This window comes from Serratia sp. NPDC078593 (genome assembly GCF_050268245.1).
Taxonomy (GTDB): Bacteria; Pseudomonadota; Gammaproteobacteria; order Enterobacterales; family Enterobacteriaceae; genus JBNNGK01.
Genome location: NZ_JBNNGK010000002.1, coordinates 231,022 through 252,168, shown reverse-complemented (window position 1 = coordinate 252,168; position 21,147 = coordinate 231,022). Strand labels below are relative to the sequence as shown.

22 protein-coding genes and 1 riboswitch are annotated in these 21,147 nt (G+C 53.1%); of the genes, 9 read left to right on the top strand and 13 right to left on the bottom strand.

Going from position 1 to position 21,147, the window contains the following annotated elements; translation table 11 throughout:
- Positions 1-87: 87 nt before the first annotated feature.
- The 5 genes from cecR to ACQKDS_RS03270 are packed head-to-tail and all read left to right on the top strand — an operon-like array spanning position 88 to position 5,861.
- Entirely contained in the window at positions 88-786 is a 699-nt protein-coding gene (cecR, locus tag ACQKDS_RS03290) for a transcriptional regulator CecR (protein WP_399665753.1), read from the top strand.
- A gap of 18 nt (positions 787-804) precedes the next feature.
- The gene (gene hlyD, locus ACQKDS_RS03285; RefSeq protein WP_399665750.1) at positions 805-1,800 is read left to right on the top strand and encodes a secretion protein HlyD; all 996 of its coding nucleotides are present in this window, start codon (positions 805-807) and stop codon (positions 1,798-1,800) included.
- Between the two features lie 17 nt (positions 1,801-1,817).
- On the top strand, positions 1,818-3,566 hold the full coding sequence (locus ACQKDS_RS03280) for an ATP-binding cassette domain-containing protein (RefSeq protein ID WP_399665747.1): 1,749 nt from the start codon (positions 1,818-1,820) through the stop codon (positions 3,564-3,566).
- The gene (locus ACQKDS_RS03275) at positions 3,563-4,735 is read left to right on the top strand and encodes an ABC transporter permease (protein WP_399665745.1); all 1,173 of its coding nucleotides are present in this window, start codon (positions 3,563-3,565) and stop codon (positions 4,733-4,735) included. The genes ACQKDS_RS03280 and ACQKDS_RS03275 overlap by 4 nt, the downstream gene beginning before the upstream one ends.
- Before the next feature lie 19 nt (positions 4,736-4,754).
- Positions 4,755-5,861, top strand: coding sequence for an ABC transporter permease (locus ACQKDS_RS03270; protein WP_399665744.1), 1,107 nt, complete (start codon positions 4,755-4,757; stop codon positions 5,859-5,861).
- Between the two features lie 107 nt (positions 5,862-5,968).
- On the opposite strand, the gene ACQKDS_RS03265 is transcribed toward ACQKDS_RS03270, so the two are convergent.
- The 6 genes from ACQKDS_RS03265 to moaA form a co-directional block, all read right to left on the bottom strand.
- Positions 5,969-6,679, bottom strand: coding sequence for a Bax inhibitor-1 family protein (locus ACQKDS_RS03265; protein ID WP_399665742.1), 711 nt, complete (start codon positions 6,677-6,679; stop codon positions 5,969-5,971).
- Positions 6,680-6,858: 179 nt separating this feature from the next.
- Positions 6,859-7,311, bottom strand: a complete 453-nt coding sequence (gene moaE / locus ACQKDS_RS03260; RefSeq protein ID WP_399665739.1) for a molybdopterin synthase catalytic subunit MoaE — start codon at positions 7,309-7,311, stop codon at positions 6,859-6,861.
- A gap of 2 nt (positions 7,312-7,313) precedes the next feature.
- Positions 7,314-7,559 (bottom strand): molybdopterin synthase sulfur carrier subunit, encoded by a 246-nt coding sequence (moaD, locus tag ACQKDS_RS03255; RefSeq protein ID WP_399665736.1) that lies wholly within the window; start codon positions 7,557-7,559, stop codon positions 7,314-7,316.
- Entirely contained in the window at positions 7,556-8,035 is a 480-nt protein-coding gene (gene moaC, locus ACQKDS_RS03250; protein WP_399665733.1) for a cyclic pyranopterin monophosphate synthase MoaC, read from the bottom strand. Before moaC ends, moaD begins: the two co-directional genes overlap by 4 nt.
- Positions 8,036-8,039: 4 nt before the next feature.
- The gene (gene moaB / locus ACQKDS_RS03245; protein ID WP_399665730.1) at positions 8,040-8,552 is read right to left on the bottom strand and encodes a molybdenum cofactor biosynthesis protein B; all 513 of its coding nucleotides are present in this window, start codon (positions 8,550-8,552) and stop codon (positions 8,040-8,042) included.
- A gap of 49 nt (positions 8,553-8,601) precedes the next feature.
- On the bottom strand, positions 8,602-9,588 hold the full coding sequence (moaA, locus tag ACQKDS_RS03240) for a GTP 3',8-cyclase MoaA (RefSeq protein WP_399665727.1): 987 nt from the start codon (positions 9,586-9,588) through the stop codon (positions 8,602-8,604).
- Positions 9,575-9,719: riboswitch (molybdenum cofactor riboswitch) on the bottom strand. Its footprint overlaps the gene before it by 14 nt.
- Positions 9,720-10,206: 487 nt before the next feature.
- On the opposite strand from moaA, the gene yvcK reads away from it, so the two are divergent.
- Positions 10,207-11,124, top strand: coding sequence for a uridine diphosphate-N-acetylglucosamine-binding protein YvcK (gene yvcK / locus ACQKDS_RS03235; RefSeq protein WP_399665725.1), 918 nt, complete (start codon positions 10,207-10,209; stop codon positions 11,122-11,124).
- Here the strand turns inward: yvcK and ACQKDS_RS03230 are convergent.
- Positions 11,121-11,366 carry a VF530 family DNA-binding protein gene (locus ACQKDS_RS03230; protein WP_399665722.1) on the bottom strand — a complete coding sequence of 82 codons (246 nt, stop codon included), beginning with the start codon at positions 11,364-11,366 and terminating at the stop codon, positions 11,121-11,123. The two genes, yvcK and ACQKDS_RS03230, sit on opposite strands and share 4 nt — an antisense overlap.
- Positions 11,367-11,451: 85 nt before the next feature.
- Positions 11,452-13,464, bottom strand: coding sequence for an excinuclease ABC subunit UvrB (gene uvrB, locus ACQKDS_RS03225; RefSeq protein WP_399665719.1), 2,013 nt, complete (start codon positions 13,462-13,464; stop codon positions 11,452-11,454).
- A gap of 724 nt (positions 13,465-14,188) precedes the next feature.
- Here uvrB and ACQKDS_RS03220 point away from each other — a divergent pair.
- Both ACQKDS_RS03220 and ACQKDS_RS03215 read left to right on the top strand, forming a co-directional pair.
- Positions 14,189-14,509, top strand: a complete 321-nt coding sequence (locus ACQKDS_RS03220; protein WP_399665716.1) for a hypothetical protein — start codon at positions 14,189-14,191, stop codon at positions 14,507-14,509.
- Between the two features lie 139 nt (positions 14,510-14,648).
- Entirely contained in the window at positions 14,649-15,359 is a 711-nt protein-coding gene (locus ACQKDS_RS03215; protein WP_399665713.1) for an ATP-binding cassette domain-containing protein, read from the top strand.
- Positions 15,360-15,519: 160 nt separating this feature from the next.
- Here the strand turns inward: ACQKDS_RS03215 and bioD are convergent, their stop codons facing one another.
- Genes bioD through bioB form a run of 4 tightly spaced genes read right to left on the bottom strand, consistent with a single transcriptional unit; the run spans position 15,520 to position 19,126 of the window.
- Positions 15,520-16,197 (bottom strand): dethiobiotin synthase, encoded by a 678-nt coding sequence (gene bioD / locus ACQKDS_RS03210; protein WP_399665711.1) that lies wholly within the window; start codon positions 16,195-16,197, stop codon positions 15,520-15,522.
- Positions 16,187-16,951: a malonyl-ACP O-methyltransferase BioC gene (gene bioC / locus ACQKDS_RS03205; protein WP_399665708.1), complete on the bottom strand. Its 765-nt coding sequence runs from the start codon at positions 16,949-16,951 to the stop codon at positions 16,187-16,189. Before bioC ends, bioD begins: the two co-directional genes overlap by 11 nt.
- Positions 16,929-18,089, bottom strand: coding sequence for an 8-amino-7-oxononanoate synthase (bioF, locus tag ACQKDS_RS03200; RefSeq protein ID WP_399665706.1), 1,161 nt, complete (start codon positions 18,087-18,089; stop codon positions 16,929-16,931). Before bioF ends, bioC begins: the two co-directional genes overlap by 23 nt.
- Entirely contained in the window at positions 18,089-19,126 is a 1,038-nt protein-coding gene (gene bioB, locus ACQKDS_RS03195) for a biotin synthase BioB (RefSeq protein ID WP_399665703.1), read from the bottom strand. The genes bioF and bioB overlap by 1 nt, the downstream gene beginning before the upstream one ends.
- Before the next feature lie 89 nt (positions 19,127-19,215).
- Between bioB and bioA the strand changes: the two genes are divergently transcribed.
- On the top strand, positions 19,216-20,490 hold the full coding sequence (gene bioA / locus ACQKDS_RS03190; RefSeq protein ID WP_399665701.1) for an adenosylmethionine--8-amino-7-oxononanoate transaminase: 1,275 nt from the start codon (positions 19,216-19,218) through the stop codon (positions 20,488-20,490).
- A 3-nt stretch (positions 20,491-20,493) separates the two neighbouring features.
- Here the strand turns inward: bioA and ACQKDS_RS03185 are convergent, their stop codons facing one another.
- Positions 20,494-20,895 (bottom strand): YkvA family protein, encoded by a 402-nt coding sequence (locus ACQKDS_RS03185; RefSeq protein ID WP_399665698.1) that lies wholly within the window; start codon positions 20,893-20,895, stop codon positions 20,494-20,496.
- Positions 20,896-21,147: the final 252 nt, after the last annotated feature.

Below are 21,147 nucleotides of genomic sequence, written 5' to 3'. Positions count from 1 at the left end.
ACAAGAAGTAAGGTAATTGAGTTTGCTTTCTAACCTATTAGGTCTAAAATTAATCATACGATTGATTAACTTTCTAGGCGATCGCTTATGCCTCATTCAGAAAATGCGCTGCCAGCCAGCCGGGCCCGTGGCGAACAAGCGCGTCAGCAGTTAATTGCCGCTGCCATCGAAGTGTTTGGTGAATACGGTATTCAAGGGGCGACAACACGCACCATCGCTCGACGCGCCGGGCAGAATATCGCCGCCATTACCTATTACTTCAACTCGAAAGAGGGGCTGTATTTAGCGGTTGCCCAGTGGATCGCCGATTTTATTCAGCAGGCTTTTCGTCCATTAGCCGAAGAGATCAACGGTTTTTGGTTGCGCCCTGCGGCTGAACGAACACCGGCACAATACCTTAGCTATCTTAAACGTGGCTTACTCGCTTTCAGCGAGTTGATGACTCAACCACACACGCTTAACCTCAGTAAAATCATGTCTCGCGAACAGCTTTCGCCCACCGACGCCTACCCGTTGATCCACCAGCAAGTCATTGCGCCGTTGCATAGCACAGTGTGCCGGTTACTCGCGGCCTATACCGGCATTGATGAACAATCGCCCAAGGTGGTACTGCATACCCACGCATTGCTCGGCGAAGTGCTCTCGTTTCGCGTCGCGCGCGAGACGATCCGCCGTCAGGCCGGTTGGCAACAGATTGGCGCGGATGAGGCAGCGCAAATTAGTGCGGTACTCGCTGAACATATCGATCTCGTGGTGACTGGGCTGCGCCAACGCTATGGCGCATAAACTCTGGCAGGGAGTGTTATGAATAAAACAAGAGTGATCTTTATCGTGGCAATCATCGTGATGATTGCCGCTATCGCCACTGGGCTCGGGTATTACCAGCAACAGCAGGCTAAACCGCTCACGCTGTATGGTAATGTTGACATCCGCACCGTCAACCTAGGCTTTCGCGTAAGTGGGCGGCTGGCCGAATTGATGGTTGATGAAGGCGATACGGTACAAACCGGGCAACAGCTTGGCAGACTGGATGACGCTCCTTATCTCAACGCTCTGCAACAGGCCGAAGCCAACGTCAGCAACGCGCAGGCCAAGCTCGCATTGTTAAAAGCCGGTTATCGCGCCGAAGAGATAGCTCAAGTGCGTTCTGAAGTCGCGCAGAAATTATCGGCCTTCAACTATGCCAACAGCTTCCTACAGCGCCAGCAAGGATTGTGGGCAAAAAGCGCCACCTCCGCCAATGCGCTGGAAGACGCGCGCACCGCGCGCAATCAGGCACAGGCCAGCTTGCAAGCGGCAAAAGACAAGTTGTCGCAGTTCCTGAGCGGCAACCGGCCACAAGAGATCGCCCAGGCTGAGGCTAATTTGACGTTAGCCGAGGCCGCATTGGCGCAAGCCGAGTTGGATGTAAAAGATACCTTCTTGATTGCCCCCTCAGCAGGCTCTGTGCTCACCCGCGCGATTGAACCGGGTACCATGCTCAACGCCAGCAGCACCGTGTTTACGCTATCGCTGACTAAACCGGTCTGGGTACGTGCTTACGTGAGTGAAGCCAATCTCGGTCAGGCAGCCCCCGGCACCGAACTGGAAATTTATACCGATAGCCGGCCCGGCAAACCGTATCACGGCAAAATCGGCTTTATCTCGCCAACGGCTGAGTTTACGCCTAAGAGCGTCGAAACGACCGATTTGCGTACCGATCTAGTGTACCGGCTGCGGGTGATTGTCTCTGATGCTGACGATATGCTGCGTCAGGGGATGCCGGTGACGCTCCAATTCGCCCACAGCCCATCTTACTAGGCAATAACCGTTAAGGGATGGTGATGGAACAGCAGCAGGTACATACCATTGAGCTGGAAGCCGTGGAAAAACGTTTTCCTCAGCTTGCCAAACCAGCGGTCGCCAGCCTGACTACGCGCTTACACAGCGGGGCAGTGATCGGATTAGTGGGGCCGGATGGCGCAGGGAAAACCACCCTGTTACGCATGTTGGCGGGTCTGTTGAAAGCCAGCAGTGGCCGCTTACGCGTGGCCGGGCTAGATCCCATCACGCAAGATCGCCAATTGCATGCCATTCTCGGCTATATGCCGCAAAAGTTTGGCCTGTATGAAGATCTGTCCGTAATAGAGAATCTCACGCTTTATGCCGATCTACGCGGTGTTACGGGCGAACAGCGCAGAGAAACTTTCGAACGCCTGCTGCAATTTACCGACCTCACCCGCTTTACCGAACGTTTAGCCGGTAAGCTTTCCGGCGGTATGAAGCAAAAGCTTGGGCTAGCCTGTACGCTGATTGGGCAACCGCAAGTTCTGTTGTTAGATGAACCTGGCGTCGGTGTGGATCCCATCTCACGCCGCGAGCTGTGGCACATGGTGCATGAGTTGGCTAACGACGGCATGCTGATTCTGTGGAGCACCTCTTATCTTGATGAAGCCGAGCAGTGTCGTGAAGTCCTGCTAATGAATGAAGGTGAGTTGTTGTTTAGCGGTGCGCCCAAAGCGCTGACGCAGCGCATGGCCGGACGCACCATTTTAATTGATGCCCCCGCGGGGACTCACCGCGCTTTGCTACAACACGCAATCTGTTTACCATCAGTGACCGACGGCGTGATCCAAGGCAAATACTTACGCCTGATCCTAAAACCTGATGCCGATCACCATCAGGTGCTGACCGACCTGCATTTATCTGATGCTGAACTGACCGAGGCAGAGCCGCGCTTTGAAGATGCGTTTATCGATCTGCTGGGCGGCGGGCCAAACAGTAAATCGGCGCTCGCAGAGATTATGCCCACTGTTGAAGGTGACAGCACGGAAACGGTGATTGAAGCACAAGACTTAACGAAAAAATTCGGCGATTTTGCCGCCACCGATCATGTCGATTTTAAAATTCAGCGCGGCGAGATTTTCGGTTTGCTGGGCCCAAACGGTGCCGGTAAATCCACGACATTCAAGATGATGTGTGGCCTACTGGTTCCCAGCAGCGGCAAGGCGTTAGTGCTTGATATGGATCTGAAAACCAGTTCGGGTAAAGCGCGCCAGCACTTAGGATATATGGCGCAGAAATTCTCCCTGTACGGCAACCTGACGGTGGCGCAAAACCTGAAGTTTTTCTCTGGCGTCTATGGGCTTCGCGGCAATCAGCAGCGTAAAAAGATCAACGATATGTCCGCTGCGTTCAATTTTTCCCCACTCCTCAACCAAACCACAGACTCATTGCCGCTCGGTTTTAAGCAGCGTTTAGCGTTGGCCTGTGCGCTGATGCATGAACCGGATATCCTGTTTCTTGATGAACCTACCTCAGGTGTCGATCCGCTAACGCGGCGCGAGTTCTGGCTGCATATCAACGGCATGGTCGATAAAGGTGTCACGGTCATGGTCACCACCCATTTTATGGACGAAGCAGAATATTGCGATCGCATCGGGCTGGTGTATCGCGGCAAGATTATTGCCGCCGGTACACCGGACGATCTTAAGCAACTGGTCGCCAACGAGACCCACCCGAACCCGTCCATGGAACACGCGTTTATCGAACTGGTGCAAGGTTACGATCGGGAGGAGCAACCGTGAACGAAAAAGCAACTGTGGACGATATTCCCGGCCTCGTTGATAACAGCCGCTTTTCCTGGCGACGTTTGCGCGCATTATGCTTGAAAGAAACGCGGCAAATAGTGCGCGATCCGAGTAGTTGGCTCATCGCCTTTTTGATCCCGTTAATGCTGTTATTCATCTTTGGTTACGGTATCAATCTGGACTCCAGCAAACTGCGCTTGGGGATCCTCGTCGAGCAGCAAAGCGAAGATGCGCGCGATCTGGTCAATGCCTTCGCCGGTTCGCCGTATATCACGCCGACCATCAGCGACAACCGTCCGGCGTTAATCCAGAAAATGCAGGCGGGTGAAATACGCGGTTTGGTAGTGATCCCGGTTGATTTTGCACAACATATGGCGCGCCCATTCGATCAGGCACCGATCCAAATCATCACTGACGGCAGTGAGCCCAACACCGCCAACTTTGTGCAAGGTTATACTCAAGGGGTTTGGCAACTCTGGCAACAGCAGCGCGCTGGCGATCTTGGCCGCGAAGATAAAGCGTTAATTGAGCTACAACTACGCTACTGGTTCAATCCGGCAGCTATCAGCCAACACTTCATCATTCCGGGCGCGATCACCATCATTATGACGGTGATCGGTGCCATTTTGACGTCGTTAGTGGTTGCCCGCGAATGGGAACGCGGCACCATGGAAGCGTTGTTATCGACGCAGGTCACCCGCAGCGAATTATTACTGTCAAAACTGGTGCCCTATTACGCCCTTGGCATGATCGCCATGGTGCTGTGCATGGTGGTGTCGGTTTTTCTCTTCGGCGTGCCCTATCGCGGTTCGTTACTGATACTTTTCGTCATCAGCAGCATGTTCTTGATCAGCACATTGGGCATGGGCTTGCTCATTTCCACCGTTACCCGCAATCAGTTCAACGCAGCCATGGTGGCGCTGAATGCCGCTTTTCTGCCTGCCATTATGCTTTCCGGCTTTATTTTCCAGATAGCCAGCATGCCCACAATAGTTCGCGCGGTCACCTATATCATTCCGGCACGCTATTTCGTTAGCACGCTGCAAACCCTGTTTCTGGCTGGCAACATTGGCGCTACGTTACTCATTAACCTGCTGTTTTTAATCGCTTCAGCCATCGTATTTATCGGCCTGACGGCATGGAAAACCCGGCGGCGACTCGATTAGATCGAATAAGGAAAGAGGCATGTTTCATCGTCTTTGGACATTGATTATCAAGGAAATGCAGGCGCTGCTGCGCGATCCACAGACGCGTGCCATTTTGGTACTGCCGGTGATTATGCAAGTATTGCTGTTCCCCTTTGCTGGCACGCTGGAAGTGTCCAACGCCACCATCGCGATTTATAGCGAGGACACAGGCCATGCGTCGGTGGAACTGACCCAGCGTTTCGCCAAAGCAAAAGCCTTTAGTCATGTCCTATTGCTACGCAGCCCCCATGAAATTCAAACCACTATCGACAATCAAAAAGCGCTGCTGCTGGTTCGCTTCCCGGCGCAGTTCTCACGCGATATCGCCAGCGGCAATACGGCGCAATTACAGTTAATTCTCGACGGTCGTAACTCCAACAGTGCACAAATCGCGGCCAACTATGTGCAACAGATAGTACAGGATTATCAAAACGAGTTGATTGGCGAACGTCCAAAACCCAACAACAGCGAATTAGTGGTCCGTAATTGGTATAACCCAAATCTGGATTATAAATGGTTCGTCGTACCGTCATTGATTGCAATGATTACCACCATCGGCGTGTTGATTGTTACCTCATTGTCAGTGGCACGAGAGCGCGAACAAGGAACATTGGAGCAATTGCTGGTTTCGCCGCTCACCACTTGGCAGATCTTTATCGGTAAAGCAGTTCCGGCACTGATTGTCGCCACATTTCAGGCGTCGATCGTCCTGTTGATTGGCATCTTCTTATATCAGATCCCGTTCGCCGGCTCATTGCTGCTGTTCTACGCCACGATGTTAATCTATGGGTTGTCACTGGTCGGTTTTGGGCTGTTAATTTCGGCGCTATGTGCCACCCAGCAACAGGCATTCATTGGGGTTTTTGTATTCATGATGCCCGCGATTTTGCTTTCCGGTTATGTTTCACCGGTAGAAAACATGCCAGTGTGGTTACAGAATTTGACCTGGGCTAATCCGATCCGCCATTTCACCGACATTACTAAACAGATCTATCTCAAAGATGCCAGCTTCAGCATTATTTGGCATAGCCTATGGCCACTGTTGGCCATTACCGTCATCACTGGCAGCGTAGCCTACGCCATGTTCCGCCGAAAAATCGCGTAAAAAAAGCTCAGTCCAGTGTGGGCTGAGCCTTGAATAGGTGATAAAAATGCCACCTGTTTTCGCTCTGATGGTCGGGGCTGTATGGCCCCTCCCATCACGCGCAGAGTTTAGCGACGGTTGCCGAAAATACGTAATAGCATCAGGAACAAGTTGATGAAATCAAGGTACAGCGTCAGTGCGCCGACAATGGCATATTTGCGGAAGCTGTCTTTGTCATCGGCGTTCAACTGCTCGCCCATCGCTTTCAATTTCTGGGTGTCATACGCCGTCAGGCCGACAAACACCACCACGCCAATATAGGTAATCGCCCACATCAACGCCGTGCTTTTCAGCCAGATATTTACCAGTGAAGCCAGCACGATACCGATCAACGCCATGAACAGCATACTGCCAAAACCACTGAGATCGCGTTTGGTGGTGTAACCGTACAGACTCATGGCACCGAACATACCGGCGGTCACCACAAAGGTACTGGCGATGGAGCTATAGGTGTAGGCGATAAAAATGCTGGATAGCGTTAGTCCGGTCAGCGCCGAATACAACATAAACAACGACGTTGCGACCGCTCCGCTCAAACGGTTAACCATACCCGAAATAACAAACACCAGCGCCAATTGCGCGATAATCAGGCCAAAGAAAGTGATCTGGCTGGAAAAGATGAAATTCAGTATGGCGGGCGTATTCGCCGCATACCAAGAAACAAAGGCCGTTAACAGCAAGCCACAGGTCATCCAACCGTAAACCTGTGCCATATAAGCCTGAATGCCGCTGCCGGCACGTTCGACGATCGAACCATTAGAACGCGGATATCGGTCCATGACGGTTACCTTTTGCAAGTGAAACAAACGTTCGGGGAAAAGCCCCACCTATACTAAGCGTACCACAGAATAGATCGCACGCCGCGCTCAAGCGTATCGATTTGTTGCGCCTGTTGACGCGCAAGCTACACCTTCACGGGCGTATTAGGCAAACTACAATGCAAACCCGCGGAGGCACGTTACCAACGTTTGGCCGCGTGTTGATCGCTCTCACGCGCTTCAACCCAACGCTCCCCCTGTTCAGTAGCTTCACGCTTCCAAAACGGCGCACGGGTTTTCAGATAATCCATAATAAATTCAGCCGCATCGAAGGCCATGCTACGGTGCGCACTGGTCACACCAACGAAGACAATTTCATCCCCCGGGAATAACGCGCCGATTCGATGAATCAGGCTAACCCGCTGCAACGGCCAGCGGCTGCGGGCTTCTCGCACGATTTCCGCCAATGCCTTTTCGGTCATGCCCGGATAGTGTTCCAGCGTCAGCGCACTGACGTTGTCGCCCAAATTATGATTGCGCACCTTGCCGGTGAAGGTCACCACCGCGCCGTCATCGTCGCACTGCGCCAACCACGCATATTCATCACCCACATTAAAGCAGGCAGCCCCTACGCGGATACGGGTATTTTCCACTGTTAACCTCCGGTTACCGGTGGAAAGAAAGCGACTTCATCACCTGCCTGTAGCGGATGCTCCGCCGCAACCAGCGCCTGATTTACCGCCGTCAGCAGTTTGCCAGGCTCCAGCGCCAGTGCCCAACGCTCACCGCGTTGGCACAATGCCTCACGTAGCGCCTCTACAGTGGCAAATTCTGCGGGCAGTTTCAGGCTGTCGGTGCCGATCAGTTCGCGCACCTGCGCGAAAAACAGAACAGTAATCATAATACCGCCTCGAAATCCCCGGATTTACCGCCGCTTTTCGTTAGCAGCCGCACCGGGCCAATGACCATATCTTTCTGCACCGCTTTGCACATGTCATAAATGGTCAACGCGGCTACCGACGCAGCGGTTAGCACTTCCATCTCAACGCCGGTTTTACCGGTCAAACGACAGCAGGTTTCGATACGCACCCGGTTATACTCGGGCTGCGCAATCAGTTGAACTTCCACTTTGCTCAGCATCAGTGGATGACACAGGGGGATCAGCTCCCATGTGCGTTTCGCCGCCTGAATACCGGCAATGCGCGCCGTGGCGAACACATCACCTTTATGATGGCGGCCGTCCACAATCATGGCGAGCGTCGCGGCATGCATCTCAACAAACGCTTCGGCACGCGCCTCACGCACCGTCTCTGCCTTAGCAGAAACGTCGACCATGTGTGCTTCACCGGCCGCATTAATATGGGTTAACTGTGTCATAAGGTTATTTTTTCAAATGTGGCTGAAAGTTGCACGGGCGATGGCGCGCGTCCAACTGCGATTCAATGATGCGCTCCCACGCGGTACGGCAAGCACGCGTTGAACCCGGCATGGCAAACAACACCGTCTGATTGGCAATACCTGCCACGGCGCGTGATTGAAGGGTCGCGGTACCGATTTCTTCGTAGGACACCATGCGAAACAGCTCGCCGAAGCCTTCAACTTCGCGATCGAACAGCGGTAACAACGCTTCCGGCGTGTTGTCCTGCGCAGTAAAGCCCGTGCCCCCGGAGATCAACACCGCCTGCACGTCATCGCTGGCTATCCATGCGGACACCTGCGCACGGATCTGATAAATATTATCTTTAACAATAGCGCGTGCCACCACCTGATGACCGGCCTCTTTTGCCGCCTCCATCAGATACTGACCGGAGGTATCTTCCGCTGCACCGCGACGATCAGAAACGGTCAGAATGGCGATACGCGCCGGAATAAATTCACTGCTGGCATGACTCATAAGTCTGCTCCTGTCCAAGATATGCCTAGTGCGTTTGCCACCGCGAGACTCAACCGCCGATGAAAGAGAGATTCTGCGTTATACCGCTGTGGCCCTGATGCAAAAAGTGGGTTTGCTTTTTCGTCAGCAATCCGCTCTGGATACGCTCTTTTAGCGCATCCAATTGCTCATCATTAGCCAGCAAATCTCGCAGCGTTATACCCTGTTCGCCGAACAAACACAGGTGTAAGTTGCCGATGGCAGACACGCGTAGCCGATTACAACTGGCACAGAAGTCTTTTTCATAAGGCATGATCAACCCAACTTCACCTTGATAATCGGGATGGCTGAAGACCTGCGCCGGGCCATCGCTGCGAGCACGCGGTTGGCGCTGCCAACCTTGCTGCTCTAATTGCAGGCGAATGACATCACCGGACACATGATGCTGACGAAACAGCTTTCCGCCCTCGCCGGTTTCCATTAGCTCAATAAAGCGCAGTTGGATCGGACGGTGTTTAATCCAATTTAGGAAAGTATCGAGTTGGTGATGATTGACGTCACGCATCAGCACCGCATTGACCTTTACCTTGCTGAAGCCCGCGGTAAAGGCGGCATCGATGCCTTCCATGACCTGACGGAATTTATCTTGGCCGGTTATGGCGTGAAACTGACGCGCATCCAGACTATCGACACTGACATTAATGGCGGTTAACCCGGCGTTACGCCAACGTTCGACGTCACGCGCCATACGATAGCCGTTGGTGGTCACCGCCAGTTGACGAATTGCCGGATTTTCGCGTACTGCGGCAATAATTTCGATAAAGTCCCGGCGCAATGAAGGTTCACCGCCGGTAAGACGCACTTTTTCAGTACCGAGTTCAGCAAATGCCCGGCTAACACGACGGATTTCTGGCAGTGAAAGGAAAGCATTAGGGCTGCCGCTTGGCTGGTAGCCATCGGGCAGACAGTAGGTGCAACGAAAGTTACACACATCGGTGATCGACAGGCGCAGGTAATAGAATTTGCGCTCAAAAGCATCAATAAGTTGTGGCACCATAACACCTTTCCAAGTACGGGAGATGCAGACATTTCTATCTCGCACCCTGGTGGCTAACTTCGCCACGGCCCAAACGCCATATCGTTCCAGCGGAACGACGTAGGCCCAAAGGCTAGGAGTATTGATCTCAATTACAGTCGTCTAAAACAACCGCAACGAAACCGTGGTTAACACAGAATTCTAGCGCCAAACAGCGACGATAGCCAACGCGTAATTTCGCTATGTAACTCTATATACAGCGCTTTTATTCGTGTGTAGAACACGTTAGTTATGATAACCGGGCACAGCACAGGTGAATTGACTAGCATCACGCGAAAGGCACTATTTTTCGCCTTTTTGCGCCAAATCCGCTACTTTATGCGCCAAATAATTCGAGTTGCAGCGCAGTAACAGCCCCTTTGATGGCAATGCGCCCGCTAACGGTATGTTGAGTCGTGAATGAGGACTGAGCCAGCAAGCTGATGCAGCAAACTCTGGCTGATGCTGCGGGAAGATAAGCCCCAGCAGGCCCTAAACGCAGAATCACACCGTGGCAACATGAAGCAGGGCTGGCATCTGCCGGTCATTCAGTTCAGTAATAGCCAGCCCAGTCAACGATGGGCCGGAAGAAGGAAACTTATGCGTAATCGTACCCTTGCCGATCTCGACAGAGTCGTCGCACTTGGCGGTGGCCACGGCCTTGGCCGCGTAATGTCGTCATTGTCATCGTTAGGCTCGCGTTTAACCGGCATTGTCACCACCACCGATAACGGTGGCTCAACCGGACGTATCCGCCGCTCTGAGGGCGGTATTGCCTGGGGCGATACCCGCAACTGTCTGAATCAATTGATCACCGAACCGAGCGTCGCCTCCGCGATGTTTGAATACCGTTTTAGCGGTAACGGTGAGCTGTCGGGTCATAACCTGGGTAATCTGATGCTCAAAGCGTTAGATCACCTCAGCGTTCGGCCGCTGGAAGCGATCAATCTGGTACGCAACCTGTTGAAAGTCGACGCCGCGCTGATCCCGATGTCGGAACAACCGGTGGATCTGATGGCGCACGATCATGAAGGCAACCATGTTTACGGCGAAGTGAATGTTGATCAACTCACCGCTATGCCACAGGAATTAATGCTTTCGCCACATGTACATGCAACACGAGAAGCGGTGGAGGCCATCGCCCAAGCGGATTTGCTGCTCATCGGCCCCGGCAGTTTTCTCACCAGTCTGATGCCACTGCTGTTACTCGACGATCTCACTCAGGCGTTACGGCGCAGCAGCGCCAACATGATTTATATCGATAACTTAGGGCGTGAGTTAAGCGTAGCCGCAGCGGCGCTATCGATAAAAGACAGGCTGGAACTGATGGAAGAGAAGATTGGCCGTAAAATGATTAACGCCGTTATTACTAGCCCGTCTGTCGATACCCAATCGGTTCAGGATCGGATAGTCATTCAACAAAACCTTGAAGCACACGACATACCGTATCGCCACGACCGCCAGTTACTGCGTCAGGCACTCGACCAGGCACTAATCAAACTGGCGGCACGGCATTAATCTTTCCCCTGATACCAAGGGTTTTGGTTAACCGTACTGATGTAAAGATCTTCTACTTGCTTACGTGCCCACGGCGTACGGCGCAAAAACTTCAGGCTGGACTTGATGCTCGGATCGCTGCTAAAGCAGTTGATACGGATGCGATCGGCCAGCCCGGGCCAACCGTAATGCTCCACCAATTTGTTCAATAACTGTTCCAAGGTGATGCCGTGCAGCGGATCTTTGGAGGTATGTGCGGTCATATCAGCGACTCATCATGCAATTTGGCCGCACACCATACGGGGGCAGCAAGGATGTTGTCAATTGACTGCGCGGCTGGCGTCTGGCTCACGATAACGCAATGAATTGCTCACGCAACTGATGAATTTCATCACGCAGCGCCGCGGCCTGTTCAAACTCCAGATTCTGCGCATGGGTATACATTTGTGCCTCCAGCTCGCGAATCTTTTGATCCACCGCTTTAGGCGTCAGATTCTGATACTGCGCCGCGCTTTCTGTCGCCTTGCCCTTACCTTTGCCCTTACCACGCGTTGAAGGTTGACCCAATTGCAAAATATCCGCAATTTTCTTGTTCAATCCCTTCGGCACAATGCCGTTTTCTTGGTTAAAGGCCTGCTGTTTGGCGCGACGACGTTCGGTTTCGCCGATCGCTTTCGCCATCGAATCGGTAATTCTGTCACCATACAGAATCGCTTTACCGTTCAGGTTACGTGCCGCACGGCCAATAGTCTGAATCAGTGAGCGTTCTGAACGCAGGAAGCCCTCTTTATCGGCGTCTAAAATCGCGACTAACGATACCTCCGGCATGTCCAACCCTTCACGCAATAGGTTGATGCCCACCAATACGTCAAACTCGCCCAAACGCAAATCACGAATGATTTCGACACGTTCAACGGTATCAATATCCGAGTGCAAATAACGCACCCGCTCGCCGTGCTCTTCGAGATACTCGGTGAGATCTTCCGCCATACGTTTGGTCAGTGTCGTCACCAATACGCGTTCGTTGATCGCGACGCGCTTGCGGATCTCCGACAGCAGATCGTCAACCTGCGTCGCCACTGGGCGCACTTCCACTTCGGGATCCAACAGCCCCGTCGGCCGCACCACCTGATCGATGATATCGCCCCCGGATTTTTCCAGTTCATATTTGCCCGGCGTGGCGGAGACATAGATGGTTTGCGGCGCCAGCGCTTCAAACTCCTCAAAACGCATCGGGCGGTTGTCCAGCGCAGAAGGCAAGCGGAACCCATACTCCACCAGCGTTTCTTTACGCGATCGGTCGCCTTTGTACATGCCACCAATCTGCGGAATGGTCACGTGCGATTCGTCCACCACCAGTAAACCATCGGCGGGCAGATAATCGAACAGGGTCGGTGGCGGCTCACCCGGGCCACGGCCAGAAAGATAACGTGAATAGTTTTCAATCCCTGAGCAATAGCCCAATTCATTCATCATTTCGAGATCAAACTGCGTACGCTGCGTCAAACGCTGTTCTTCCAGTAATTTATTATTCGCTAGCAACACGTTACGGCGATCGGCCAGATCGACCTTGATCTCTTCCATCGCTTGCAGGATGCGCTCCCGCGGTGTGACATAGTGCGATTTCGGATAAATGGTAAAGCGCTGTACGACCTGTTCAACCTGACCTGTGAGCGGATCAAACAACGACAAACGCTCGACCTCTTCGTCAAACAGTTCAACCCGCAGTGCCAATTCGTCTGATTCCGCCGGGAAGATGTCGATCACCTCCCCACGAACCCGGAACGTCGCGCGTTGGAACGCCTGATCGTTGCGCGTATACTGCAGCTCCGCCAATCGGCGCAGGATCGCACGCTGATCGATGATCATACCTTTGGTGAGATGCAACATCATCTTCAGGTACAGATCCGGATCGCCCAGGCCATAGATCGCCGAAACAGAGGCGACCACCACCACATCACGCCGTTCCAATAGCGCTTTGGTAGCCGACAGGCGCATTTGTTCAATATGCTCATTCACTGAGGAATCTTTCTCGATAAAGGTGTCTGAGCTCGGTACGTAGGCTTCTGGCTGATAGTAATCGTAATAAGAGACAAAATATTCTACCGCATTATCCGGGAAGAATTCTTTCATCTCACCGTACAGCTGCGCCGCCAGCGTCTTGTTCGGTGCCAACACCATAGTCGGCCGGTTTAGATCGGCGATAACGTTAGCGACGGTAAATGTTTTACCCGACCCCGTTACGCCCAATAGCGTCTGGTGCGCCAGGCCGTTTTCCAGGCCGTCTTCCAGCTTACGTATCGCTTCCGGCTGATCGCCAGCCGGTTTGAAATCGGAATGCAGTTTAAAAAGTTTACTCATATACCCTTCATCTTTTTCGTCGCCGCATTGTTCCCTGCGGCCGATCCCTATTCAAACGGTTAGCGATGCTGATGCCCACTGAGTACGGCCTCTAAGTATGGGAAGCCGTCATGATTTTCGCCACTGCGTATGATACTGGATATAAAACCAGCTTCAAGCGTATTCGTTGCTTTATTGCGCGGTGAAATATTGCCGCTGCACCGTAAGCGTTACAATACCGTGACAATTTTATTGTCAATAACCGTTTTATCCCCAGATTCTGTCACGAATTAACTTTTCGATAGCAGCATGATGAAAAACCGCGCGGAGAAGATCTTTCATCGCAATGACATATTGATTTTAACTAACTTACTGAAATTAAACAAAATTAATAAAAAGACGAGAATCCGGACAATGCGCAGACAACCCGCGTCCGCTCTCGCTTTAGAGCGCTTTTCTAAATCTAATGCACAAGGTTATCCACAGGAATAGTGGATAACTCTCACCGCCCCGCCAACCACGGGAGTTGCAGAAAAATCACTTTTTCCCTGTTAATTGCTCCGGGTTAGCTTTTTTAGTTATTTTTTTACACTTTTATGGCGGTAGTTATGCCGATAAAGACTAAAAAGCCCCCTTGCCAAATTAAGAATTATCCAAGGTTTTGTTGTGACTCAGCAATCTTCAATAATTAGCCGCTAAGGCTTGCACCATCCCGCCGTTTTGTGGCACTGGAAAAGTGCAAAAAATGTCCGGGTTAACTTTTGACGATATTTCACCCATGACCTCTGAGCCTGTCACCCTGCGCTTTCCGCTTAACATCGCCATAATAAACCTGCCCAATAGCCAGTCCATAAAAGTTGGCCTGAGAGTTGCAACATGCCCTAGCAAGCAAAGTACAGACAGATTCAAGATCGGCAAGAAACAACAGAATTATCTGTTGGCGCTTTCGCGCCCATCGCCGATGAAAAACAGGCTTCAGCCTCAGAAAGACGTGATAAGGACAACATTCAGCCACAAAGCATCATTTTTGACGGTAGATTGTCTGTTTAGCCCAAATCCGCCCTGATGTTATAGAAAGCGAGAAACGGCATTTTATTCTGGACGTTAACGCACTCGGGAAAGAAATCGCTAACCGCGAGGGAAGGAAAAAAGTACGGAAGCACAGGGTCGATGAGTGATAAACCGGTCTTTGAGGAGAATGCCGAATGTTAATCCTACGTTCAGTCAATCAATTTTACGGACAACGCCATACCTTATGGGATATCAACTTGGAACTGCCACGCGGCCAATGTACGGCGCTGCTGGGACGCAACGGCGTCGGAAAAACCACGTTGGTCAACTGTATTATGGGGCATCTGCCGATCGTCAGTGGCAGTATGATTTGGCAACGGCCTGACGAACCCCCACAAAATCTGCTGCGACAACCGGTGGAAAAACGTGCCGCACTCGGCATTAGTTATGTTCCGCAGGGGCACCAAATATTTTCGCAACTCAGCGTCGAAGAGAATTTGCAGGTAGCGTTACTGGCCGGGCGCGATAAAAACCGCCGCATCCCGCCATTGATTTTTCATTTGTTCCCGAATTTGCACGCGATGCTAACCCGGCGGGCTGGCGATTTGGGGGACGGCGAACAGCAACAATTAGCCATTAGCCGGGCGCTAGTGCTAGAGCCAGAATTACTGATCTTGGATGAGCCCACCGCTGGTATTCAACCCACCATTGCCGCAGAAATCAGCAATGCGATTAATCAGTTGAATCGCGAACGGGGTATCACCATTTTGCTGGTCGGGCATAAATTGCCGTTTATTCGGCGCGTTGCAGATCGCTTCTGCCTGCTAGATAAAGGCCGCAATGTGGCCAACGGCACGCTAGAACAGTTGGATGCGTCGCTGATCGAGGCTTATCTGGCGGTGTGATGCAATGGGATGGCCATCGCGACGCCATCCCTTTGGTTATATACCCTTTATACTTCAAGTGGCTTGGGGGTTGGCTGCCTTCCTTCCCCCTAGTCGCAGAGTCGGCTATGCTCCCCGGGACTTATCAGTTGCCGCCTACAAGCCACTCGAATTATCTTGGCTATAACGTGGATAAATCCAGATACTGCCCCAGCGGTTGGCTTTCCGCCTGCGGCAAATGCGGGATCTCACCCAAAAATGGCGCGGGCAGCATACGGCGCAGCGTGACCAGATATTCCTGATGGCGCAGGCCCGGAGCCGTCACGTCGTTGGCAATCCAACCCGCCAGCGTTAATCCCGCCTGTTGCACCGCCTGCGCAGTCAGTACCGCGTGATTAATGCAACCCAGCTTCATGCCCACCACCAGAATGACCGGCAACTGCTCCTGCTGTACCCAATCGGCGAAGGTATGGGTGTCGCTCAATGGCGTGAACCAACCGCCCGCCCCTTCAACCAGTAGCCAGTCCGCTCGTTGCGCCAACTGCTGTAATCCGGTGGAAAGCCGGACAAACTCGATCGGCTGTTGCAATGCGGCACTGACAATATGCGGCGAGGTCGGCTCAGCAAACGTGTAAGGGTTTACTTCGTCATAACGCAACGCCACATTGCTGTGAGTTTGTAATGCCAGTGCATCACTGTTGCGTAAACCTTCCGGCGTCATTTCACTGCCAGAAGCAACCGGCTTGTAGCCGGCGCAGCGATAACCCGCCAATTGTGCCGCCTGTAGCAACGCGCTGCTCGCCACGGTTTTGCCCACTTCGGTGTCGGTGCCGGTCACGAACCAGCGCTTAATCGCCATAAATCACTCCATAAACCACATGATAACTGAGTGGAAACTGCCCTTGCTGGCAAGGGTACGCCGCTTGTAGCGCCGCCAGACGACGGCGAGACAGCAAACCGGCCTCTCGCCCCTGATGTAAATGTGTCGCACCGATGCCTTTCAACGAACGCATTAAGGTCATCACATCGGGATAATTCAGCGTGCGACGTACCGGCTCAAGCCGATAGCGATACGGTGCACAAGCGGCCTCAATCGCCGACAATGGCAAGAACGCATTCACATGACGTTCGCCATCCACCTGCTGCCAAGCATCACCCAATTCATGCAATGATCCCTGCGCCAGCGTGGAAAATAACGTCACGCCGCCCGGACGCGTAACCCGCCGTAATTCCGCTAACGCGCGCGATAAATCGCCGCACCATTGCACCACCAAACTGCTGAAACTCAGATCGACGCTGGCATCGGGAAGCGGAATATGTTCGATATCCCCCAGCAAATAATCATCGGCCACCCCTTGGCTCCGGGCGAAAGCCAGCATACCCGGTGCCAAATCCAGCGCGGTGACCTGTTTACCTAACTGACGCCAGCGCCGGCTGAAATAGCCGGTGCCGCAGCCGGCATCAAGCACCCGCTGAGCGGGATAATCGCCCCCCATCCCCAGTAAGTGCTCGCCAACTTCACGTTGCAGCGCGGCTGCCGCATCATAACTTGTCGCCGCGCGGCTAAATGCCGTGGCCACGGCGTGTTTATCAACAAATTCCGGCGCTGACATCGTGCAGTACCTCCAGCAGACGATCGATATCCTGCGGCTGATGTGCTGCCGTCAGAGTAATGCGCAACCGGGCCCCGCCCGCCGGCACCGTGGGTGGCCGAATCGCGCTAACCCATAAACCGTGATGACGTAACGCCTGCGCCAGATCTAACGCTCGCTGATTATCCCCCACCAGCAATGGCTGAATGGCGGTACATGAGTCGCTCAGGGTTAACGGTAAGCCGGCGACACCAGCCCGGAAGCGCCGAATGCTGTCTTGCAAACGCTGACGTAATTCATCGCCCTGTTGCACACAGTGCAATGCCGCTTGTAAAGCGCAGGCCTGCGCGGGCGGCATTGCGGTGCTGTATATCAAGTGACGGGCAAATTGCAGCAGATATTCGGCTAACGGCTCATCGCACAACACCGCAGCGCCGCTCACACCAAATGCTTTGCCGAAGGTTGCAACCAGTAGGTCTGGGCGCACGTTTTGCTGCCAGCAACTGCCGCGCCCCTGTTCACCTTGCAGCCCGATTCCATGTGCATCGTCAACCATCAACCAGGCACCGTTTTCACGGCTGAGCCGGTGTAATGCCGCCAACGGTGCGCTGTCGCCATCCATGCTGAATACGCCTTCCGTCACCACCAACTGCTGCCCCACACAGGGTTTCATCAGCAGATCCGCCAACGAGGTAGGTTGGTTATGTCGAAAACGCCGCAGCTGCGCCGGCGAGTGTGCCGCCGCCTCCAGCAGTGATGCGTGGCTGAGTTTGTCCGCCACAATGCGATCGTCTGCCTGCATGAGCGCTGCCAACACCGCCTGATTAGCCGCATAACCCGAAATAAATAACAATGCACGCGGGTAACCCAGCCAATCCGCGAGCTGTGATTCAAGTTGCTGATGAGCCTGGCTAAAGCCGGTGACGTGGCCAGAACCGCCGCTGCCCACGCCATACTGCTGGGCTCCTTGTTGCCAAGCGGCAATCACCTCAGCGTGCTGGCTCAGCCCCAGATAATCGTTACCCGAGAAATTGAGATACTGCTGCTGGTTGAGCCGAATATGGCGGCCATTGCCACCCTCATTCACCTGGCGCGTACGATAAGCTGCCGCCTGCCGCCGCTGCGCTAATGCCTGATCGATCCGTTGTTGCCAACTCATTACTGCGCCGCGTTGTAATACTCAGCGGTGTCAGCATTCAGCAATTGCTGCGCCAGTACCTGCTGTTGTTGGTTATCACCCTGTTCAGTCGTGGTTTGCTGCGGGTTAAGCCCCAACTTACGGAATAACAGCGTATCTTTATCTTCTTCCGGGTTCGGCGTAGTCAACAGCTTGCAACCGTAGAAGATCGAGTTAGCACCGGCCATAAAGCACATCGCCTGCGTTTGCTCATTCATCTGTTCGCGGCCGGCAGAAAGACGCACGTAGGACGCAGGCATCATGATGCGCGCCACGGCAATGGTACGAATGAAATCAAAAGGATCAACATCGTCATTATCGGCCAGCGGCGTCCCTTTCACTTTGACCAGCATGTTGATCGGCACGCTCTCCGGCGGCTTCGGCAAGTTCGCCAGTTGTACTAACAACCCGGCACGATCGCGCACCGTTTCTCCCAGGCCGACAATGCCACCCGAGCAAACTTTAATCCCCGCGTCACGCACTTTGTCCAAGGTGTCCAAACGTTCCTGATAGCTGCGGGTGGTGATGATGTTGCCGTAAAATTCGGGTGAGGTGTCCAGATTATGGTTGTAGTAATCCAATCCGGCTTCAGCGAGACGTTCGGCCTGCGCACCATCCAGCGTACCCAACGTCATACAGGTTTCCATCCCCATCGCTTTCACGCCCTGCACCATCTGCTGCAAATACGGCATGTCACGTTCGTGCGGATTCTTCCAAGCGGCGCCCATGCAAAAACGGGTTGACCCCGCGGCTTTGGCCTTACGAGCCGATTCCAATACCTGCTCTACCTGCATTAAACGTTCTGATTCCAACCCGGTCTTGTAACGTGAACTTTGTGGGCAGTATTTACAATCTTCCGGACAGGCACCGGTTTTAATCGACAGCAACGTGCTGACCTGCACTTGGCGGGGATCAAAATGCTGACGGTGAACGGTTTGCGCTTCAAACAATAATTCGAGTAAAGGTTTATCAAACAGGGCCTGGGCAAGCCCCACTGTCCAGTGAATGCGATCGGCCATCACGGCGTCTCCAAAATGAAAAAAGTGTCGTCAGTTTAGATATTGTGACTATACTGTCAACCTTTCGGTAATATGTTTGGTTTACAAGTATGTCTCTCTCTACGAACGACCTCGAATTTGATCAACGCCACATCTGGCACCCTTACACTTCTATGAGTCATCCCCTGCCATGCTATCCCGTAGAGGCGGCTTTCGGGGTTGAATTGCAATTGAGTGATGGCCGTCAATTGATTGACGGTATGTCGTCGTGGTGGGCTGCGATTCACGGATATAATCATCCGCAGTTGAATCAGGCCGCGACCGAACAATTGGCAAAAATGTCTCATGTGATGTTTGGCGGCATTACCCATCCGGCCGCCGTCGCGCTGTGTCGCAAGCTGGTCGAGATGACACCCTCAACATTAGAATGTGTGTTTTTAGCCGACTCGGGCTCGGTGGCGGTCGAAGTCTCGTTAAAAATGGCACTGCAATACTGGCAGGCGCGCGGCGAAAAGCGCCAGCGTATTCTCACGCTACGCCACGGTTACCACGGCGACACCTTTGGTGCGATGTCGGTATGCGATCCAGATAATTCGATGCACAGTTTGTATCACGGTTATTTGACGCCGCACCTGTTCGCTACCGCGCCGCAAAGCCGCTTTGATGGCGAGTGGGATGAACAAGATATCGCACCGTTTGCCGCCTTGTTGGAACAGCATGCCGGGGAGGTTGCGGCAGTGATCCTTGAGCCCGTGGTGCAAGGAGCGGGCGGCATGCGGATTTATCATCCCAGCTATTTACGCCGCGTGCGCGAACTGTGCGACCGCTACGACGTTCTGTTGATCGCCGATGAGATCGCCACCGGTTTTGGCCGCACGGGTAAACTGTTTGCCTGTGAACATGCCGATATCACGCCGGATATTTTATGTTTGGGTAAAGCGTTGACCGGCGGCTATATGACACTGTCCGCCACCCTGACAACTCGCCACGTCGCTGAAACCATCAGCAATGGCGCAGCCGGTTGCTTTATGCACGGCCCGACGTTTATGGGTAACCCGCTGGCCTGCGCGGTCGCCAACGCCAGCCTGACGCTGCTGGCAGAAAACCATTGGCAGCAACAGGTCGCCACGATCGAAGCCCAGCTCAAACAGCAACTGTTACCGCTGGCAGCATCGCCCAACGTGGCCGACGTGCGTGTGCTGGGGGCGATTGGCGTAGTGGAAATGAATGAACCGGTTGATGTGGCGCAATTACAACGCCATTTTGTTGAGTGCGGCGTCTGGATTCGTCCCTTTGGTAAACTGATCTATTTGATGCCACCGTACATCATCCAACCGCAACAACTGAGCCGTCTAACCGCTGCGATCGCCGCTGCGGTAGCATGAGTATTACCAGTGCTGGTCCAGATAACGGGCCAGTACTATCAAACACAGAATCCATAACACAATAATGACGAACGCCGCAAACCGACCGCGGGGATTATCAATGCGCCGTTGCGCTGTTTCGCGTAGTTCCACCATCAAGGGTTTGGGGATCAAACGCACCGCCAGCAAGATACCTAATGGAATGATGATCACATCATCTATATAACCTAATACCGGTATAAAATCCGGGATTAAATCGATCGGCGAAACTGCATAACCCGCCACTAGCAAAGCAATCAGTTTGGCATACCACGGAGTACGGCGGTCACGCGCCGCCAACCACAGCGCCACAATGTCTCGCTTGATACCTTTGGCCCATCGCCGCAGCCAACTAAACCACGGCGTGCGTTTTTTTAGTGAAATCATGATGACTTAGCTTAAGTACCCCGCAGGTTGCCGCGCTGAAGATAAAATTGTGTAAACAATGTTAACTTATTTGATGACTCAAGCACACGTCGATCGTGTAAAGCTGATGTAATGATGTTAAAACGATCGAGTTTGGTCTTTCTGATTGATTAGTGATGAGGAGTCACCATAACTTTTCGTTTAAGCAGCCATGAGTTGCAAGACGGAACGATGATAGGGTTCAAGGTACATTTTAACCGTTTGATCAGCGCT

Coding starts and splice junctions, on each gene's coding strand:
- cecR (WP_399665753.1), top strand. CDS start 88: ATGCCTCATTCAGAAAATGCGCTGCCAGCCAGCCGGGCCCGTGGCGAA.
- hlyD (WP_399665750.1), top strand. CDS start 805: ATGAATAAAACAAGAGTGATCTTTATCGTGGCAATCATCGTGATGATT.
- ACQKDS_RS03280 (WP_399665747.1), top strand. CDS start 1,818: ATGGTGATGGAACAGCAGCAGGTACATACCATTGAGCTGGAAGCCGTG.
- ACQKDS_RS03270 (WP_399665744.1), top strand. CDS start 4,755: ATGTTTCATCGTCTTTGGACATTGATTATCAAGGAAATGCAGGCGCTG.
- ACQKDS_RS03265 (WP_399665742.1), bottom strand. CDS start 6,679: ATGGACCGATATCCGCGTTCTAATGGTTCGATCGTCGAACGTGCCGGC.
- moaD (WP_399665736.1), bottom strand. CDS start 7,559: ATGATTACTGTTCTGTTTTTCGCGCAGGTGCGCGAACTGATCGGCACC.
- moaC (WP_399665733.1), bottom strand. CDS start 8,035: ATGACACAGTTAACCCATATTAATGCGGCCGGTGAAGCACACATGGTC.
- moaB (WP_399665730.1), bottom strand. CDS start 8,552: ATGAGTCATGCCAGCAGTGAATTTATTCCGGCGCGTATCGCCATTCTG.
- moaA (WP_399665727.1), bottom strand. CDS start 9,588: ATGGTGCCACAACTTATTGATGCTTTTGAGCGCAAATTCTATTACCTG.
- yvcK (WP_399665725.1), top strand. CDS start 10,207: ATGCGTAATCGTACCCTTGCCGATCTCGACAGAGTCGTCGCACTTGGC.
- ACQKDS_RS03230 (WP_399665722.1), bottom strand. CDS start 11,366: ATGACCGCACATACCTCCAAAGATCCGCTGCACGGCATCACCTTGGAA.
- uvrB (WP_399665719.1), bottom strand. CDS start 13,464: ATGAGTAAACTTTTTAAACTGCATTCCGATTTCAAACCGGCTGGCGAT.
- ACQKDS_RS03220 (WP_399665716.1), top strand. CDS start 14,189: ATGTCCGGGTTAACTTTTGACGATATTTCACCCATGACCTCTGAGCCT.
- ACQKDS_RS03215 (WP_399665713.1), top strand. CDS start 14,649: ATGTTAATCCTACGTTCAGTCAATCAATTTTACGGACAACGCCATACC.
- bioD (WP_399665711.1), bottom strand. CDS start 16,197: ATGGCGATTAAGCGCTGGTTCGTGACCGGCACCGACACCGAAGTGGGC.
- bioC (WP_399665708.1), bottom strand. CDS start 16,951: ATGTCAGCGCCGGAATTTGTTGATAAACACGCCGTGGCCACGGCATTT.
- bioF (WP_399665706.1), bottom strand. CDS start 18,089: ATGAGTTGGCAACAACGGATCGATCAGGCATTAGCGCAGCGGCGGCAG.
- bioB (WP_399665703.1), bottom strand. CDS start 19,126: ATGGCCGATCGCATTCACTGGACAGTGGGGCTTGCCCAGGCCCTGTTT.
- bioA (WP_399665701.1), top strand. CDS start 19,216: ATGTCTCTCTCTACGAACGACCTCGAATTTGATCAACGCCACATCTGG.
- ACQKDS_RS03185 (WP_399665698.1), bottom strand. CDS start 20,895: ATGATTTCACTAAAAAAACGCACGCCGTGGTTTAGTTGGCTGCGGCGA.